This is a genomic window from Stenotrophomonas sp. AGC87, assembly GCF_057333975.1.
Genome location: NZ_JBHFHW010000023.1, coordinates 1 through 18567, shown reverse-complemented (window position 1 = coordinate 18567; position 18567 = coordinate 1). Strand labels below are relative to the sequence as shown.

15 protein-coding genes and 1 pseudogene are annotated in these 18567 nt (G+C 66.9%); 4 read left to right on the top strand and 12 right to left on the bottom strand.

Going from position 1 to position 18567, the window contains the following annotated elements:
- Positions 1 to 280, top strand: a pseudogene (locus ACE026_RS08905) (UDP-2,3-diacylglucosamine diphosphatase); the annotation flags it as partial.
- Between the two features lie 336 nt (positions 281 to 616).
- Here the strand turns inward: ACE026_RS08905 and ACE026_RS08900 are convergent.
- Positions 617 to 2029, bottom strand: coding sequence for an insecticidal delta-endotoxin Cry8Ea1 family protein (locus ACE026_RS08900; RefSeq protein ID WP_486038721.1), 1413 nt, complete (start codon positions 2027 to 2029; stop codon positions 617 to 619).
- Positions 2030 to 2264: 235 nt separating this feature from the next.
- Between ACE026_RS08900 and ACE026_RS08895 the strand changes: the two genes are divergently transcribed.
- Positions 2265 to 3743, top strand: a complete 1479-nt coding sequence (locus ACE026_RS08895; RefSeq protein WP_486038720.1) for a phospholipase effector Tle1 domain-containing protein — start codon at positions 2265 to 2267, stop codon at positions 3741 to 3743.
- Here ACE026_RS08895 and ACE026_RS08890 read toward each other — a convergent pair.
- The 7 genes from ACE026_RS08890 to ACE026_RS08860 all read right to left on the bottom strand — a co-directional run bounded on the left by ACE026_RS08890 (position 3716) and on the right by ACE026_RS08860 (position 12717).
- On the bottom strand, positions 3716 to 4576 hold the full coding sequence (locus tag ACE026_RS08890; protein WP_346468468.1) for a ferritin-like domain-containing protein: 861 nt from the start codon (positions 4574 to 4576) through the stop codon (positions 3716 to 3718). The genes ACE026_RS08895 and ACE026_RS08890 overlap by 28 nt on opposite strands.
- 9 nt (positions 4577 to 4585) lie before the next feature.
- On the bottom strand, positions 4586 to 6052 hold the full coding sequence (gene purF / locus ACE026_RS08885) for an amidophosphoribosyltransferase (protein WP_019185825.1): 1467 nt from the start codon (positions 6050 to 6052) through the stop codon (positions 4586 to 4588).
- Positions 6053 to 6082: 30 nt separating this feature from the next.
- Positions 6083 to 6814, bottom strand: a complete 732-nt coding sequence (locus ACE026_RS08880; RefSeq protein WP_486038719.1) for a CvpA family protein — start codon at positions 6812 to 6814, stop codon at positions 6083 to 6085.
- A gap of 58 nt (positions 6815 to 6872) precedes the next feature.
- On the bottom strand, positions 6873 to 7892 hold the full coding sequence (locus tag ACE026_RS08875; protein WP_486038718.1) for an SPOR domain-containing protein: 1020 nt from the start codon (positions 7890 to 7892) through the stop codon (positions 6873 to 6875).
- A 98-nt stretch (positions 7893 to 7990) separates the two neighbouring features.
- Entirely contained in the window at positions 7991 to 9268 is a 1278-nt protein-coding gene (folC, locus tag ACE026_RS08870) for a bifunctional tetrahydrofolate synthase/dihydrofolate synthase (RefSeq protein WP_486038717.1), read from the bottom strand.
- A gap of 51 nt (positions 9269 to 9319) precedes the next feature.
- Positions 9320 to 9964, bottom strand: coding sequence for a histidine phosphatase family protein (locus ACE026_RS08865; protein ID WP_478050491.1), 645 nt, complete (start codon positions 9962 to 9964; stop codon positions 9320 to 9322).
- 590 nt (positions 9965 to 10554) lie between these two features.
- Complete coding sequence (locus ACE026_RS08860; RefSeq protein WP_486038716.1) at positions 10555 to 12717, bottom strand: S46 family peptidase; 2163 nt, start codon at positions 12715 to 12717, stop codon at positions 10555 to 10557.
- A 219-nt stretch (positions 12718 to 12936) separates the two neighbouring features.
- Between ACE026_RS08860 and tdh the strand changes: the two genes are divergently transcribed.
- Positions 12937 to 13959, top strand: a complete 1023-nt coding sequence (gene tdh, locus ACE026_RS08855) for an L-threonine 3-dehydrogenase (RefSeq protein WP_123728470.1) — start codon at positions 12937 to 12939, stop codon at positions 13957 to 13959.
- 187 nt (positions 13960 to 14146) lie between these two features.
- Here the strand turns inward: tdh and ACE026_RS08850 are convergent, their stop codons facing one another.
- A complete protein-coding gene (locus ACE026_RS08850) occupies positions 14147 to 14848 on the bottom strand; it encodes a TorF family putative porin (RefSeq protein WP_486038715.1) in 702 nt (233 codons plus the stop codon).
- A 193-nt stretch (positions 14849 to 15041) separates the two neighbouring features.
- On the opposite strand from ACE026_RS08850, the gene kbl reads away from it, so the two are divergent.
- Positions 15042 to 16253, top strand: coding sequence for a glycine C-acetyltransferase (gene kbl / locus ACE026_RS08845; RefSeq protein WP_346468461.1), 1212 nt, complete (start codon positions 15042 to 15044; stop codon positions 16251 to 16253).
- Positions 16254 to 16313: 60 nt separating this feature from the next.
- Here the strand turns inward: kbl and ACE026_RS08840 are convergent, their stop codons facing one another.
- The 3 genes from ACE026_RS08840 to ACE026_RS08830 all read right to left on the bottom strand — a co-directional run bounded on the left by ACE026_RS08840 (position 16314) and on the right by ACE026_RS08830 (position 18130).
- A complete protein-coding gene (locus ACE026_RS08840) occupies positions 16314 to 16658 on the bottom strand; it encodes a hypothetical protein (protein ID WP_346468460.1) in 345 nt (114 codons plus the stop codon).
- Between the two features lie 91 nt (positions 16659 to 16749).
- Entirely contained in the window at positions 16750 to 17601 is an 852-nt protein-coding gene (locus tag ACE026_RS08835) for a pseudouridine synthase (protein WP_346468459.1), read from the bottom strand.
- A 19-nt stretch (positions 17602 to 17620) separates the two neighbouring features.
- Positions 17621 to 18130: an HAD family hydrolase gene (locus ACE026_RS08830; protein ID WP_313209609.1), complete on the bottom strand. Its 510-nt coding sequence runs from the start codon at positions 18128 to 18130 to the stop codon at positions 17621 to 17623.
- Positions 18131 to 18567 lie beyond the last annotated feature (437 nt).

The window sequence follows — 18567 nt, the reverse complement described above, 5'->3', positions numbered from 1 at the left end:
GGCGCGCGATGCCAGCCAGGCGCGCCAGTCGGAAATGAAACAGGGCGACCGTGCCCAGTTCGAAACCGTCACCGATGTCGCACCTGCGGAAGTGGATGCCACGTTCGGCCGCTATGGCGTGGACACGATGATCCACGGCCACACCCACCGCCCGGCCATCCACACGCTGCAGACCGGCGGGCGCGACTGCACCCGCATCGTACTGGGCGACTGGTACGAGCAGGGTTCGGTACTGCGCGTCACGCCCGAAGGTTGGACGCTGGACGCCCTGGCGAACTGAACCGCCCCCGCGACGGCGCAGTGGCCGCCGCGGGAAACGCAGATCAGCGGAACGCGGCCACGGCTGCCTTGGTGTTGACCAGTACGCGCTGGTTGTCGGCGCTGCTGGCGATGCCCGTCGGGATTCCGTTGTAGCTGATGTTCGGGTTGGACCAGTAGTTCAACCGCCGTCCCAATGCACCGCGGCGAACGCGGTGGCCGCGGTGGAACCGATACCCGAGGCACGTTGCTGCCGTCGGCTGTCAGGGCCGGCTCGCCCATCTGGCGCGACCTGGCGCGGTTAATTCAATAGAAATTACGAATGGAATTTCGGAACTGTGATCGAGTGCTTCTTGGTTCAGCCTTGTGCAGACTCACGCAGCGCGGGATGCAGCCCGACCGGCCACACACGCTGCAGCCGCTCCCGCACTTGCCTGTCCAAGGCGACCGGGGCGGTAGGCGTATCCAGCTGGAAGCCGAACATGCACCCGGACAGCACACCGCCGTAGCCGGCCGCCGTGCCGAAGCCGATCACACTGGAGAGGTGGTGGTCCGGAAAGCCCAGCCGGGTGACCGGACGGTCATTGCCGTGACTGCCGACCTCGGCAGTGCGACCACCGTCGCCGTACTCCAGCACCAGCGTGTCCACTGCATAGCCCTGTCGCACCAGCACGGCGCGGATATGTCCACGCTGGACGACGTCGTGATTCCGATAGGCATCGCCCCCGGGTCCACCCACGTGCACAGCATCGACGTGGCCTGGCCCCTGTCCGGCCGCGTAGGCCAGCGTCAACCCATCGACGAACACGAAGCCCTGCAGCGTGATGGCGCGGATCGGGCCGGTGGGCGGTGGTGGCAACGCCAGCCGCATCGGCTCGGGGACCGAGTTGTCGTAGTAGGAGCCGACCAGCATGCTGAAGAGCTCACGGTCCAGCCGCACCTGCACGACCTCCGGGTACCGGGCCGTATCGAAGTAGGCCCAGCAGTCGCGCGTATCGCCCAGGCTCGCCTGGAGCTGGCTGCGCAGGGTATACACCGCGGCGAGCGGCTCGTTGCGGTGGTCCCACGCATCATGCGGATGGGCCTTCGCCGCCGCCTGCAGCTGCAGTTCAACGACATCATCGTAGTACTGGCCGTAGTCGCTGATGTTGGCCTGCAGCTGTTGCTGGTAATCCAGAATGACCGCCGGTGGAAAGCCGCCCTTGCGTCCCTGCTGGACAGCCTGGCGCAGCAGGCCCAGATGCAGGTTGGCGACCGGGACGAACAGCGGCAGCAGGCGCGCCTCATGGCCCTTCAACATGAAGCCCTGGATGGAGGCGGTGAAGGCCACGTTCATGGCATCGATGACGCTGCGCAGGTGCTGTGCATCGCCGCTCTGCAGCGCCGAGAGGAACAGCCGGGTGGTCCGGGTGAACCCCACCAGCGACGCCTGCACCTGGAGGTAGAGGGCATCGTCGATCTTCTCATCGACGATCCGGTTGATCGCCTCGACGTACTGCTGCCATTGCGCATCGTCGCTGTCGAACAGATGGCCGGGAATGAACAGCCCGCCAAAAAAGGACAGGATGCCCCCCACCTCCGGGACCGCCGCCAGGGCTTTGAGGGTCAGCGAGCGGAAAACGCCCCACCACCAGTCCGCATCGAACGTGGCGGCAAGCGCTCCGTCCAGATGCTGTGCCAGCGTGGGCCGGGGGAGGCTGAGCGCGGTGCCTCCCAGTGCCGCCAGACCGAGAAAACGACGCCGGTTCAGGACCGGTGGGCGAAGCATCATGGGAAGGCCTGTTGTGCGGAAACGGCCTGCAGAATAGGCACCGCTCGACACGGCCAGGTAAACCTTGCGTTATATCGGGCTTGGTATCAAAACAAAATGCCGATAGCGACATCTCGATCATCGCCGCGTATTGAATTATCGTCCTACCGTGCGTGCCCGTTGCTGCTCAACGCCGCGGGTCGATCATGGCCAGACACAGGTGGACGTGCATGCAGACCCGAACCAGGCGCTGGATATGAGCCCACCCGACCGCACTCGCCTCGACAACACGCTGCACATCGGTCTGTTCTTCGATGGCACCCGCAACAACGCTGACAACCTGCAGCGCGCCTCACGCCCGGCAGGCGCCACGACGCCCACACCGCGCCCACCCGCCGTGGTCGCCGATGATGCCTCCCCGTACCAGAGCCGCTTGACCAGCAGCTACAGCAACGGCCTGACCAACATCGCGCGGCTGCATGCGCTGTATCCGGACCATCGGCAGATGCCGCCCGCAGGCAACACGCTCGCGCTGTCGATCTATATCGAGGGTGTGGGCACGCGCACCGGTGAAGAGGACGACCTGTTGGGGCTGGCGTTCGGCATCGGCCGCACCGGTGTACGCGCGAAGCGACGCCGGGCGCTGGAGCAGCTGCTGCCCGACGCGCTGCGCCAGCTCGCCCGCGCGCACCCTGGCCGCGTCCTCGGCAGCGTGCGGGTGGATCTGTTCGGCTATTCGCGTGGCGCGGCCAGCGCGCGCGACGCGGTGAACGTGCTCAACGCACCCGGTGCCGCCGCGTGGCTTCGCGAGCAGTTGGTGCGCTCGGGCTGGTCATTGGCGCCGGGATTTCCAGGCGCGGTGGGGCCGGTGCGCTTCGTCGGGCTGCTCGATACGGTGGTGGCGATCGGCCGCCAGCATGGCGATGAGATGCCGGTGGTCGCACTGCCCGCCGGCTGCGCGGACAAGGTGGTGCAGCTGGTCGCGCGCGATGAGCACCGCGAGCATTTCGCGCTGACCAGCGTGGCGCCCGAACATGAGGAGATCGCGTTGCCCGGCGTGCACGCCAACATCGGCGGCGGCTACGACCAGCGCATCGAAGGACCCAAGCTGCTGAGCCGGCCACAGGGACAGCTGCTGCGTGGCACCGGACTGGCCGCAGGCGATGTGCCGCCGTTGGCGTTGCTGCGCGCGAGCACGGTCTACCGCGCCGCACAGGCGACGTGTCGGCGCTGGCAGCGCGCACTGGGGCTGGGGGATGACGCGATCTGGGTGGATGTCTGGCACCACTGGCAGCAGCAGCGTGTGGCCGGCAGCCGCAGCGTCCTGCCGCAACTCACCCTGCGCGCCTACGCGGCGGTGGTGCTGCGCCGCGAGATCGATGCGCGTTACCAGTTCATCGCGCTGCGCCTGCTGCACCAGCGTGCGGGGGCGGCAGGTGTCGCGTGGACGACCTCACCGGACGCGTTGCCCGCACTCGCACTTCCCCTGGAGCTGCAGCCCATCGCGGCCCGGTTGCTGGCCGGCCATCCGCTGGATGCCGCGCAGGAGCTCACGCTTGGCCAGCATTACCTGATGCAGTCCGCGCACTGGAACTTCGATGCCCTGGGCGACACTGCGCTGCTCTATGCCGCCGATGAAGGCACGCGGGAACTGCCGTATCGGCCGGGGCCAGGGCTGTTCTACGTCAACCGGCCGACCGAAAACGGTCAGCGCGTGGTGCTGGCCAACACCTGACCGCGAAGTTCGGTCTGTTCGATCAGCTCGGCCAGTTCTTCTTCGTCGAATCCGGCCAACAGGCGCGCTTCCAGGTTGAACGGGCCATAGAGGAAGCCGCCGGCGTACTCGCGCAGCAATGCCATGAACCGCGGGCGTGGCTCGACGTTCTCGCGCGTGCAATACCAGCGGTACCACCGCGAACCAGCGGCCACATGCGCCACCTCTTCGCGCAGGATGATCTCCAGCACATCGGCGGTGGCATGGTCGCCACCGGCACGCAGCTTCACGATCATGCCCGGGGTGACATCCAGCCCGCGCGCTTCGAGCACGCGCGGCACCAGCGCCATGCGCGCCAGCCCGTCATGCGCGGTCTTCTCGCACATTTCCCACAGGCCGTTGTGCGCGTCGAAATCGCCGTAGGCATAGCCGTTGGCCTGCAGCCGATCGTGCAGCAGCATGAAGTGGCGCGATTCGTCATCGGCCACGCTGACCCAGTCGGCATGGAAGGAGCTCGGCAGGCCGCGGAAACGGTAGACCGCATCCCAGGCCAGGTCGATCGCATTGAGTTCGATATGCGCGATGGCGTGCACGAACGCGGCACGCCCTTCCACGCTGCCCAGGCCACGACGCGGCAGATCGCGCGGGTGGACGAGTGTGGGCCGGGCCGGGCGGCCCGGCATCCGGATTGGCTCCGGTGGCGGCGCATCGGCCGGTGCCTTCAGGCGACCGGCGCGGAACTGCACGGCGTAGTGCTGGGTCAACGCGACCTTGCGCAACGGATCCGGCTCGGCCAGGCACTGCTGCGCGGCCTGCAGCAGATCGCCGGCCGCGCTGTCCAACACGTCACTCATGCCCTGCCCTCAGGCGCGACGCTTGTGCTTGGCATCGTCCGAACGCAGCTGCTGGATGCGCTCGAAATAGCCCGGCTCGATCCCGGTCGGGTAGACGCCGTTGAAGCACGAGGAATCGAACGACTTCAGCTCCGGGTTGCCTTCGCTCACCGCCGCTTCCATGTCCTCGATGTCCTGGTAGATCAGCCAGTCGCAGCCCAGGTGCTTCTCGATTTCTTCGATGCTGCGGTTGTGCGCGACCAGTTCTTCGGCCGCCGGCATGTCGATGCCGTAGATGTTGGGGTAGCGCACCGGCGGCGCGGCGCTGGCCAGGTAAACCTTGCGGGCACCGGCGTCACGCGCCATCTGCACGATCTGCTGGCTGGTGGTGCCGCGCACGATCGAATCGTCGACCAGCAGCACCACGCGGTTGCGGAACTCCAGGTGGATCGGGTTGAGCTTGCGGCGCACCGATTTCACCCGCTCACCCTGGCCCGGCATGATGAAGGTGCGGCCGATGTAGCGGTTCTTGATGAAGCCTTCGCGGTACTTCACCCCGAGCGTGTTGGAAATCTCCAGCGCGGCATCGCGCGAGGTATCCGGGATCGGGATGATGGTGTCGATGTCGTGATCCGGGCGCAGGCGCAGGATCTTCTCACCCAGTTTGATGCCCATGCGCATGCGCGCCTTGTGCACCGAGACGTTGTCGATCATCGAATCCGGGCGTGCGAAGTACACGTACTCGAAGATGCACGGGCTGTGCTCGACCGGCTCGGCGCAGACTTCGGAGAACAGCTCACCCCGCGCGGTGATCACCAGCGCTTCGCCCGGGCGCACATCGCGCACGCGCTGGAAGCCGAGCACGTCCAGTGCGGCCGATTCGGAGGCCACGATGTATTCGTCGCCCTCGGCATGGGCGCGCTTGCCCAGCACCAGCGGGCGGATGCCGTGCGGATCGCGGAAGGCCACCAGGCCCAGGCCCAGCACCACGCTGATCACCGCATAGCCGCCCTTGACGCGGCGGTGCACGGCGGCCACGGCGCGGATCGCCGCTTCCGGGGTCAGCTGGCGCTGCGCGTCCAGTTCGAAGGCGAACACGTTCAGCAGCACTTCGCTGTCCGAATCGGTGTTGACGTTGCGGCGGTCCTGCTCGAACACCTGCTGGCGCAGGGCTTCGGTATTGATCAGGTTGCCGTTGTGGGCCAGCGCGATGCCGTACGGCGAGTTCACGTAGAACGGCTGCGCCTCGTCCATGCCTTCCGAACCGGCGGTGGGATAGCGCACATGCGCGATGCCGACGCGGCCTTCCAGCGTGGACATCCGCTTGGCATCGAACACATCGCGTACCAGGCCATTGGCCTTCTGCACGCGCAGGCGGGTGCCGTCGGCGGTGGCGATGCCGGCCGCGTCCTGGCCACGATGCTGGAGGACGGTCAGGCCGTCATACAACTGCCCGGCGACGTTCTGGTTGCCGACGATTCCGACGATGCCACACATGGTGCGAATTCTCCGCTGGGCTGCGCCCATCTACAGTGAAGGTGGCCGTGCCTGGCCGGGGGTACCGTTCCGTGCCGGAGCGGTGTCGTCCGGACGCGGGTGCGCCGGCTCGATATTGACTGGCAGTGTGGAAGCCGGCCCGCGCGCCGCAGCGTCGGCAGGTGTCGTCTCCCTCCCCTCGTCAACGGGACGCGGCCATCCGCGCCCTGCCACTACTTCGCCAAGGACGCCATTATCGCCTGTCGCGAGCGGCTTGCCCAAATCCATCGTCGGCAGTTGCGGCAGATTCACCTCCGGCAACGCCATCTCGGGCAGCTGCGCCTGCATCCAGCGCACGCCGGGTTGCAGCAGCGGCCGCACCTGCGAGGTCTGCCAGGCCGGCTCCTGCGGCAGCGGCGTGAAGGCGGCCAGCATCAGCAGCACGCAGCCCAGGAAGGCGCCGCGGACCAGGCCCAGCGCGCCACCCAGCAGGCGGTCGGCGCCGGTCAGGCAGGTGACCTTCACGGCGGCCTTGATCAGCATGCCGATCAGGCCGACGCCGATCATGACGATCAGGAACACCCCCAGGTAGCCGGCAACGTAATGGCCAGTGCCCGGTTCCAGCGGCGCCGCCCACCAGTGGGCTGCGTCATTGCCGAACAGGAACGCGGCCCAGCCGGCCAGCAGCCAGGACAGCGTGCTGACCACGATGCCGACAAAGCCGCGCATCAGGCCAAGCAGGACGGAGGCCCCGATCAGGACCAGCAGGACGATATCGATCATGCCGGCAGGCCGCGCGGCAGGCGCCGTCCAGCGGGTGCGGGGCGGCGCAGCTCAGGCATCAGGGGTGCGGGCGGACCATGCCGGCCACGCCGACCTTGGCGGCCACCTGGGCCTTGAGGTTCTCGGCATCGGCGCGGTTGGCGACCGGCCCGACGCGGACCCGGTTGAGGGTGCCCTTGTCGGTACGGACCTGCTCCACGAAGGCGCTGAAGCCGGCGGCGCGGACTTTGTCGCGCAGCGCGTTGGCCTCGGCCGCCTGGCCGAAGGCACCGAGCTGCACGGCGAAACCGACGCCGCTGGCGGCCGGAGCAGCCGGTGCCGCGACGGCCGTCTCGGGCTTGGGCGCCGGGGCCGGCTTGGGCTCGGGCTTGGGCGCGGCCGGCTTGGGCTCGGGCTTGGCGGCCGCGGCCCGCTCGGCCGGCAGGGATTCGGTTTTCACGGTAGTGCCCGACGGCGCGGCGGCAGCGCTGGAGGCGGCTGGAGCCGCCGACGGGGTCGGTGCCGTGGCGGCCGGCGTGGCGGCAACCGCGGTATCGGCGCGGGCATCCAGGGTGATGACCTCGGCCTTGACGTCGTTGCGCACCTTCACTGCCTGCAGGCGGCCGGCTTCGGCCAGCGCGCGATCGGCGTACGGGCCGACGCGCACGCGCCAGGCCTGGCGACCGTTGATCGTGGCCGGCTCGCGGAAGCCGGCCAGCTGGGCGCCCTTCAACGAGGCGATGACGCGGTCCGCATCGGCTTCGCTGGCATAGGCACCGAAGCTGACGGCGTAGTTGCCGGCGGCCACGGCTGGCGAGGTGTCTGCCGGCGCCGGATCGGCGGCGACCGCAGCGCCGTCGGCCAGCGGCTGGGTGGTGGATGCCCCGCTTTGCAGGCCGGTGGCGCCACCAGTGGGGGCAACCAGCGGCAGCTCGCGGGTTTCGAACTGGCCATCCGACGGCGCGGCCGGTGCACTGATCGGCACGTTGGCGACACCACTGTCAGGTGCGGGACCCTTGACCAGCATGGGCAGGAAAATCACGGCCAACGCCACCAGGACGATGGCACCAATCAGTCGCTGTTTCAGAGGAGTATCCACGTGAAGGCAGGCAGGCGGCGCGGCGGAATGCCACGGCGATTATACGGGCGCGCGCGTGTGCGGCGGCTGATGCGGCTGAACGGCGCTGCAAAGCACCCTCAGGCGCCGGGATCGAGGGTCTGCAGCGCCTGCGCGGCGGTGTGGAAGGAGCCGAACACCAGCACGCGATCGCCGGCCTTGGCCTGCGTCACGGCATGCTGCAGGGCATCCACGACGGTGGCATGCGGCGTAGCGCCGGCCGCAGCCGTACCGGCCAGGCGTGCCCGCAGTTCCTCGGCGCTCTGCGCACGTGCCCCCTCCAGCCCGGCCAGGTGCCACTGCTGGACCTGATCGGCCAAGGCCTCGACCACCCCGGCGGCATCCTTGTCCTGCAAGGCAGCAAATACGGCGATGGTGTTGCCGGTGACGCGATTGGCCTTCAGTGCGGTGGCCAGTTCGCGCGCGGCCTGCGGGTTGTGGCCGACATCGACCAGCACCTCCACGCCGTCACGATCAAAGGCCTGCAGACGGCCACGGATACGCGCGGCGGCAACGCCTTCGATGAAGGCGGTGCGCGGCAGCGGGCGATCCAGCGCACGCAGCGCGGCGATTGCCGTCGCGGCATTGGCGCGCTGGATGGGCCCACGCAGCGTCGGGTGCGGCAGTTCGATACGGAAGCCGACATCGCGCCAGCGCCAGCGTTCACCCTCGATGGCATCAGCGAAGAAATCGCTGCCGCCCCGGATGGCGTTGGCACCCACCAGATAGGCACGCGCGAGCACACTCGAGGGCGGATCGATTTCGCCGAGGATGACCGGCTTCCACCCACGGATGATGCCGGCTTTCTCGGTCCCGATCGCTTCGCGGTCCTCGCCCAGCCAGTCGCTGTGGTCGATATCGACGGTGGTGATCACCGCGACATCGCCATCGACGATGTTGACCGCATCCAGACGGCCGCCGAGGCCGACCTCAAGCACGGCCAGATCCAGCCCGGCCTGCGCGAACAGCTGCAGGGCGGCCAACGTGCCGTATTCGAAGTAGGTCAGCGTGGTGTCGCCACGCGCGTCTTCGATCGCGTTGAAGGCCGCCATCAGGGCGTCATCGGTGGCGTCCTGGCCATCGATGCGCACGCGCTCGTTGTAGCGCAACAGGTGCGGCGAGGTGTATGCACCGACCTTCCAGCCGGCGGCACGTGCGATGGCCTCGATGAAGGCGACGGTGGAGCCTTTGCCGTTGGTGCCACCGACCACGATACTGCGCTCGGCCGGCGCGCCCAGCCCCATCGCCTGCGCCACGGTACGCACCCGGTCCAGCCCCATGTCGATGGTGGCGGGGTGCTGCTGCTCGATGTAGCCGAGCCAATCGGAGAGGGTCTGCGGGCGGGCGGTGGTGGTCATGGTCGTTGGATCGGAATCGTTGGGGCGGACGGCAGGATGGGACGCAGTGCGTTACAGCGCGCGGTGCTTGGCTTCGCCGAAGAACGGGGTGTGGTGCGCACAGTCGTTGAGGCGGACCACTTCCAGTTGATCGAGGTCGGGGCCTTCGAGCAGGTTGAGGGTGGTCGGTGCCTGGCGGAAGGTCCACAGGCGCGAGATCGGCAGGCCGAGGATGCGGCACAGGATCACGCGGTTGACGGCGTCATGGGCGACCACCAGCAGGGTGTCATGTTCCCCCAGGCCTTCGGCGGCACGCGCCAGGCCACGCCAGCTGCGCTCGAGCACCAGGCGCAGCGATTCGCCGCCGGGCATCAGCACGGTGTCCGGCTCTTCACGCCAGGCACGCAGGCGGGAGGGATCCTTGTCATGGATTTCGCTGGCGAGCAGGCCTTCCCATTCGCCGTGGGCGATTTCCTGCAGGTCCGGTTCGGTCTGCAGCATGGGGGCACGCTCGGCACCGAGGGCGAGCTGGGCGGTGAGCTGGGCGCGCGACAGCGGCGAGGCGACGGCACGGGTGATATCAACGGACTTCAGACGTTCCCCCAGTGCCTTGGCCTGGGCTTCGCCGATCGGCGACAACGGGATATCGATCTGGCCTTGGTAGCGGCCTTCGGCATTCCACGGCGTTTCGCCGTGACGGGCAAGCAGGATGCGCATGCGGACAAGGGGTCCTTGGGGGAGGAGGTTCCGGCGCTTCGTTCACATCCTGTGAAAGCACGCGGAACAGGGATGATACCCGGTCGCGGCTGTGAAGCTGTGTGGCTGTTTGGTGTACGTGATCTGCTTGCTCGGCGGCTTGGTGGCGGATGGCTCGTAAAGCATGGCGCCTGACTGCCCCGCGCAGGCTGAGGCCGGGTAGCCTCTGGCAGGACACGCCGTGAACCCATCCCTGGGGGCTAGTACGACGGCATCCATGCCGTCGAACGGTCCTGCCAGAGGCTACCCGGCCTCAGCCACCAAGGTTTCCGATGCTGACGCGGAGAAGAGGGCAAATGCAGTGCCGCTTCGCCTTTCCGTCCGCACACCGGCATCTGTCCAGAGCGCGTCGGGCAGGGCTGGGCGAGACCGTTCGACCGCATGGATGCGGTCGTACGAGCCCCCATGGATGGGTTCACGGCGCGTCTCGCCCAGCCCTGCCCGGCGCGCTCCCTCAGGGAAAAACAAGACGCCGCGCGTTTGACCGTAATTCGCACATAAAAAAAACCCCGCAGATGTCGCTGCGGGGTTCTGGAAACCGACGGGTCGGCTTACTTGCTGAGGTTCAGCTCTTTGAGCAGCTGCGGCGCCGGCGCCACTTCCTGCATGATCCACTGCATGTAACGGCTGTCGACCGCGATCATGCGGGTCATCACCGGATCGAACACCCAGTTCGAACTCACCGACTCCCAGTTGCCATCGAAGGCCAGGCCGACCAGCTTGCCGTTGGCATCGAGCACCGGCGAACCGGAATTGCCGCCGGTGATATCCAGGTTGGACAGGAAGTTGACCGGCACCGAGCCGATGCGCTTGTCTTCCAGGCCGCCGTAACGCTTGGCCTTGACCGCCTCCAGCAGCGCCTTGGGCGAATCGAACGGGTCTTCGCCGGTTTCCTTCGCGGCCACGCCTTCCAGGGTGGTGAACGGGGTGTAGTTCACGCCGTCCTTGCCGTAGCCCATGACGTTGCCGAAAGTGATGCGCAGCGACAGGTTGGCGTCCGGATAGACGAACTCGCCCTTGCTCTTCTTGTAGTCGGCCACGGCCTGCAGATACAGCGGGCGCGATACCAGCGACTCGCCTTCGCGGGTCTTCTTCTGCTCTTCCTGCTTGAGCAGCGCCGGCATCACCGCCACCGCGTACTGGATGGCCGGATCGGTGCTGGCCTCGAACGCCGCGCGGTCGGCCTTGAACCACGTCAGGCGCTCATCCAGGCTGCCCAGCTTGGTGGCCGAGAGCTTGCCGACCAGGCCCTGCACGGCGGCCGCATCGCTGCCCGCCAGCCACTGGTTGAGTACCTCGTTGGTGCGCTGTGACGCCGGCAGGGCCACGTACTGGCTCAGCCAGTAGGTCTGCAGCTGCTGGTCCATGCGCGGCACGTAGCGGCGGTCCATCTGCTTCAGGCCGCCTTCGATGGAGGGCAGATCGCGCTCCTGATAGCCGACTTCACGCTCGGCATCGGCCTTGCTGCGTTCGATCGACAGGCGATACAGGGTGATCGCCGAGCCCACGGCCGAGGTGCTGTTGAACTGGCTGACGAACAGGTCGCGCTCACGCGTGGCCTTGCTGGTGTCCAGGTGCTGGACCAGCTGTGCATGCGCGGCCAGGGCCGGCTTGCCGGCGGCGCCACGCTTCTTCAACCAGGCCAGCACGGCGGCTTCTTCGGCCTGCTTCTGGCCGGCCGCGTCGATGCGCTTGAAGCCTTCCAGCTGACCGGCGTAGTTCTTGGCCACGTTGTTCATGCTGGCCGCGGTGGCGGCGTACTTCACCTTGACGTCCGGATCGGCCTTGCCGGCCTCGTCGATCATCTTCAGCACCGCGTTGTAGTGGCGTGCGATGGTCGGGTAGGTCCAGCTGGCGGTTTCATTGAACTCGCCGGCCAGGGCGTAGCGGTTGGTGCGGCCCGGGTAGCCGGCCACCATCACGAAGTCGTCGGCGCCCAAGGGCTGGTCGGCGAACTTCAGGAAGTGCTTGGGCTGGTAGGGCACGTTGTCGGCCGAGAAGGCGGCCGGCTTGCCGTCCTTGCCCACGTAGGCGCGGTAGAACGAGAAATCGCCGGTATGGCGCGGCCACATCCAGTTGTCGATGTCGCCGCCGAACTTGCCGACGCTGCCCGGAGGCGCGTAGACCAGGCGCACGTCCTTGATTTCCATGTTGCGGAACAGACGGTAGGTGTTGCCACCGGAGAAGCTGTACAGGCGGCAGCGGAAGCCGGCATCGGCTTCACACGCGGCGGTCTGGGCCTTGTCGAAGGCGTCCAGCGCGCGGGTACGGGCCAGCGGGTTCTTGCCGGCGGCGGCGATCGCGGCCTTGGCCTGGTCGGTCACGTCGGTGATCTGGTCCAGCACGAACACGCGGGCGTTGGGGCCGGCGCTCAGCTCGTCCTTCAGGGTCGGCGCGTTGAAGCCATCCTTGATCAGGTTCTTTTCGGCCGTCGAATTCAGCTGGATCGCGCCATAGGCGCAGTGGTGGTTGGTGACCACCAGGCCCTGCGGGGAGACGAAGCTGGCGGTGCAGCCACCCAGCGCCACGACCGCGCCCATCGGGTCGCCGGTCAGGTTGGAGATCTGCTCCGGGGACAGCTTCAGGCCGGCCTGCTTGAGCGGGCCGGCGATTTCCGGCAGCTGCTGCGGCACCCACATGCCTTCAGCGGCATGGGCGACCTGGACCAGCCCAAGGCTGGCGACGACGGAGAAAGCAAGCAGGTTCGAGCGCATAGAGCAGCCCCTGGTGAAAGAACCGCCGATTCTAGCCCAGCCGCTGCGCCGTCCCGAAGCCCGGTAGAGCCGACCCAGGGTCGGCTGGCCGCACGCAGTGCGGCAATGATGGGATGGCCACCTCCCAACCCACCCGCGCTGCAACATGGGAAAACCGCCAGCGGCTCTATAATCCGCGTTTTCCCCCAGACGAGTTCCACCCCGATGGCGCAGCAAACAATGAAGGCCCTGGTCAAACGCGAAGCCGCCAAGGGCATCTGGCTGGAAGAGGTGCCGGTCCCTACCCCCGGCCCGAACCAGGTCCTGATCAAGCTGGAAAAGACCGCTATCTGCGGTACGGACCTGCACATCTACCTGTGGGACGAGTGGAGCCAGCGCACGATCAAGCCCGGCCTGACCATCGGCCACGAGTTCGTCGGCCGCATCGCCGAGATCGGCCCGGGCGTGACCGGCTATGAGATCGGCCAGCGCGTCTCGGCCGAAGGCCACATCGTCTGCGGCCATTGCCGCAATTGCCGCGGCGGCCGCCAGCACCTGTGCCCTAACACCGTGGGCATCGGCGTCAACGTCAACGGCGCCTTCGCCGAGTACATGGTGATGCCGGCCAGCAACCTGTGGCCGATCCCGGATCAGATTCCGTCCGAGCTGGCCGCCTTCTTCGATCCGTACGGCAACGCGGCGCACTGCGCGCTGGAGTTCAACGTGATCGGCGAGGACGTGCTGATCACCGGCGCCGGCCCGATCGGCATCATCGCCGCGGGCATCTGCAAGCACATCGGTGCGCGCAACGTGGTGGTTACCGACGTCAATGATTTCCGCCTGAAGCTGGCCGCCGACATGGGCGCCACCCGCGTGGTGAACGTGTCCAACACCTCGCTCAAGGACGTGATGAAGGAACTGCACATGGAGGGCTTCGACGTGGGCCTGGAAATGAGCGGCAATCCGCGCGCGTTCAACGACATGCTCGACTGCATGTACCACGGCGGCAAGATCGCCATGCTCGGCATCATGCCCAAGGGCGCCGGTTGCGACTGGGACAAGATCATCTTCAAGGGCCTGACCGTGCAGGGCATCTACGGCCGCAAGATGTACGAGACCTGGTACAAGATGACCCAGCTGGTGCTCTCCGGCTTCCCGCTCGGCAAGGTGATGACCCACCAGCTGCCGATCGATGATTTCCAGAAGGGCTTCGACCTGATGGAACAGGGCAAGGCCGGCAAGGTCGTGCTGAGCTGGAATTGATCACCTGTGCCTTCGGCACCGATGGTCAATTGTCCATTCCACCTTATCCCCGCGCCGTTGGCGCGCCCCCTTGAACAACAAGGGGGCTGTTCTCCAGCAAGGGTTCCGGTGTGAGGCCAACATTGAAAAGGCGCCCATCCGGGCGCCTTTTCTGGTTCGCGAGGTGGTTGGCGGTGTCGGGTGCCGGTTACTGCCCGATGCCGACCGTGAACACCACGCGGTTGTCAGCCAGCTTGCCGGAGTTGTCGCGGCCGTTGCCATCGGTGCCGTAGTAGCCCAGGCCCAGGTTGAACAGGCCGAACTGGCGGCTGACGCCGACATTCCAATCGGTGTAATCCTTGGAGATGCCTTCTTCGAAGGTGCTGCGGCCGACGTTCGCGCTCAGCGTGAAGTCCTGCGGCAGTGCCCACTCGCCGCCCACGGCGTAGTACCACGCATCGGTGCTCGAGTTGAACACGTCGTTGGTATAGGTCACGGTCAGGCTGTACTGCTTGGCGAACGTGGTCTTGGTGATGAACTCGTTGTAGGCCAACTCGCTCGAACCCGGGTAGGTGTAGCGGTTGAGCAGCAGATCCACGTTGACGTTGTCGGTCACGTCAAAGGCGTAGCCGATCAGGTAATCGACCTCGGCATCCGGGCCGCCATCACCGAAATCCACGCCCGAGCCCCAGACACCGGCGTACAGGCCCACCGGCGAGGTGTAGGTGAAGCCGGCCTGGATCGTCGGGTCCTCGTCGGTCTGGGAGACACCGCGGAAGACGTAGTCCGACACGCCGGTCACGTTCCAGCTGAAGGGAGAGGCGGCCTCATCCTGGGCACTGGCGGCAAACGGGGCAAGCAGGGCGGCGCAGAGCACAACGGCGGCGGTACAGCGCGTGGCGTGGTTCATGCGGGGTCTCTCCAGACGTGGGGGTGGGCGGAACGGCGCGGTTTACAGTTTTTTAACCTGATTGATATTGCGATGCAACAATCACGTCTGCAACCGTCCCTCGCCCTGCCCCGCCCCGGCCACCCGGCGGTGCACCCTGCGGCCGCCTGCGACAGGTAAAATCCCGGGTTTCCCGTGCCGAAGACTGCCTGCCATGACCGACGCCACCACCGCCTCGCTGACCCAGCACTACGTTGAAGAACTGGAGGCGATCCGCGCCCAGGGCCTGTTCAAGTCCGAACGCATCATCACCAGCCCGCAGTCTGCCGAGATCACCTTGGACGATGGCCGTTCGGTACTGAACTTCTGCGCCAACAACTACCTGGGCCTGGCCGACCATCCGGACCTGATCCAGGCCGCCAAGGATGCGCTGGATACCCACGGCTTCGGCATGGCCTCGGTGCGCTTCATCTGCGGCACCCAGGACCTGCACAAGCAGCTGGAAAAGCAGATCGCCGATTTCTTCGGCAAGCAGGACACCATCCTGTACGCGGCCTGCTTCGACGCCAACGGTGGCCTGTTCGAGCCGCTGCTGGGCGAGCACGACGCGATCATTTCCGACGCGCTCAACCATGCCTCGATCATCGATGGCGTGCGCCTGTGCAAGGCCAAGCGTTTCCGCTACGCCAACTGCGACATGGCCGATCTGGAAGCCCAGCTGCAGGCAGCCGATGCGGCCGGCTGCAAGACCAAGCTGATCACCACCGACGGCGTGTTCTCGATGGACGGCTTCATCGCCCCGCTGGATGAGATCACCGCACTGGCCAAGAAGTACAACGCGCTGGTGCACATCGACGAATGCCATGCCACCGGCTTCCTCGGCGCCACGGGCCGCGGCTCGGCCGAGGTCAAAGGCGTACTGGAAAAAATCGACATCATCACCGGCACCCTGGGCAAGGCCATGGGCGGTGCACTGGGCGGCTTCACCTGCGCCAGTGCCGAAGTGATCGAACTGCTGCGCCAGCGCTCGCGCCCGTACCTGTTCTCCAACTCGCTGCCGCCGCACGTGGTCGCTGCCGGCATCAAGGCCTTCGAGATGCTGGCCGCCGCCGATGACCTGCGCGATACCCTGGCGCAGAACACCGCCTACTTCCGCGAGAAGATGACGGCCGCCGGTTTTGATGTGAAGCCGGGCGTGCACCCGATCAGCCCGGTGATGCTGTACGACGCGCCGCTGGCGCAGAAGTTCGCCGAGCGCCTGCTCGAGGAAGGCATCTACGCGATCGGCTTCTTCTTCCCGGTGGTACCCAAGGGCCAGGCCCGCATCCGCACCCAGATCAGCGCCGCACACACGCGTGCACACCTGGACCGTGCCATCGATGCCTTCACCCGGATCGGCCTGGAACTGGGCGTGATCAAGGCTTGACCGGACGGCGGCGCCTGGCGTGCCGTCCCCACAGAACGCCGGGCCATGCCCGGCGTTTTTTTATTTCTTCTTTTTCTTCTTGTCCTTGGCCTCTTCCTTGCTGGCCACCACTACCGGTGCCGCAACCGGTCCATCCTGGCCATTGCCCTTGGCCACGCGGATGCCGTTGGCCTTCATCCAGGCATCGAACTCGTCGGCGCTCATGCGCTTGTCGCCATCGCTCATCAGGAAGCGGTAGCTGCCGCGGCCGTCCAGCTCGGGAACCTTGACCTCCACGACCTTGTCGGTCACCGGCGGCGCCTGCTTGGCGATCTGTTTGTGGCCACCGCAGGCGGTCAGCAGCGCGGCCGGCAACAACAGGCAGGCGCCGCGGAACAGGGAACGGTTGAGGGTACTGACGTGCATGGTCTTACTCCCGGTGTTGAACGGAACGTCCCTTCGAAGGCCATCCATTGCCCGGGTCGATTGGCCTGCCACATGCCGGCAGGCCACAAGGTCACGGTGTGGCCGCGGCGCTGTCGGCCACGGCATAAAGCAGATCCAGATCGTGTTGGCTGAGCTCGCGCCAAGCGCCCTTGCCGAGCTCGCCGAGCGGCAGCTGGCCGATCGCCACGCGCACCAGGCGCAGCACGTTGATGTCGAATGCGGCAAGCAGGCGGCGGATATGCCGGTTGCGGCCTTCCTCCAGCACCACTTCCAGCCAGGCGGTCTTGTCGCCACTGCGCAGCAGCGTGGCGCGCCGCGCACGCAGCAGCTCGCCTTCGTCCTCGATCCCCGCGCACAACGCCTGCAGCTGCGCGGCATCGGGGATGGCATCGATCTGGACGTGATAGGTCTTGTCCGGGCCGGTGGCCGGATCGGTCAGGCGCGCGGCCCACTGCGGATCGTTGCTGAAGAGCAGCAGGCCTTCGCTGGCCTTGTCCAGGCGCCCGACCGGCGCGATCCACGGCAGGCCGGCAGCATCGAAACAGCGGTACACGGTGTCACGGCCGCGCTCGTCCTGCGCGGTGGTCACCAGCCCTCGCGGCTTGTTGAGCATCAGGTGCACGCGCTTGGGCGCATCCAGCGGCTGACCATCGACGCGCACGTGATGGCGCCCGTCGATGATCGGAAATTCGGGGTTGTTGATGACACGGCCGTCGACCGTCACCCGGCCATCGGCGATCCAGCGCGCAGCTTCGGTGCGCGAGCACAGCCCGGCCTTGGACAGCACGCGCGCCAGGCCATGGCGCGGTGCGCCCGCGGGGCTGCTGGAGGCGGCGTTGCGGGTGCCTGTTGCGGGGCTCGCACGCCGCTCGGGGCGGCGTGGTCGGGACGCATTCGCGGCGGGTGGCCGGCGTGTCGTCATCGTGCTCCGCTCAGGCGGCTTACTTCTTGTCCGCCGGCTTGGTCTCAGCCGGTGCTTCGGTGGTGGCGGCCGGCACGGCAGCCGGTACCGGGCGCGCCTTGACCACGCGCACACCGCGCGCCTTCATCCAGGCGTCGAATTCTTCGGCGGTCATGCGCTTGCCGTTCTGGCTCATGTCAAAGCGCCACGGCGTGTTGTCGAACTCGGTCTGCGGCTTGTAGGCGGCGGGATCGTTCGGGTTGATCACCGGTGCACTGGGGATCGCCTTGGCGATGTTCTGGCAGCCGTCGATGCGCAGGCGCTGCAGCACGCTGTCCAGCGACTGCTCGCGGTCGTAGCTGGAGGTCAGTACGCCGGCAGGCATGCCCAACTGGACGTTGCGGATGTACAGCTCTTCGGCAACTGGCGCGATCGCGGTGGCCGGCAGCGGCAGCGGCGATGCGCTGGCAGGTGCCGAACAGTCCACGGCAGCGTGGGCGGTGGGAACCAGGGCCAGGCCAAGCGCGGCGGCCAGTGCAAAACGCTGCATGGGATGCATCCAGGAAGGGGTCGACGCGGCGAGTTTAACAGCGCCACAACGTCTTTCAAGCGCCACCTTCAATGAATACGGCAACTTATTGGATTTATTGTTGATTTCAAGGATTCGAACCGACTGGATGCGTGAGAAGGCGCTTCTCCATCAGCGAGGGCACTTCTTGAAGCGAACGGCGAACCTTTTGACTCTCGGCGGCCGGTGCGTCGAGCGCTGGACCACGCCGCGCTTGTCGGCGAATGTCCCCCGGCGGCGGCCTGCGGCCGCCACCTCCTCCTTTATTTCGCCCACAAGCGCAGCGCGGCCCATCGTGCCAAGCCAGTTGGCGTTGCGGAGAAGGGCGAGGCTTTACGTGGGTTTACAGCACGCCCAGCCCCGCAGCGACCGGTAGGCCCCTGGGCAAAATCAAGGAGGAGGCCGTCGCCGTCAGGCGG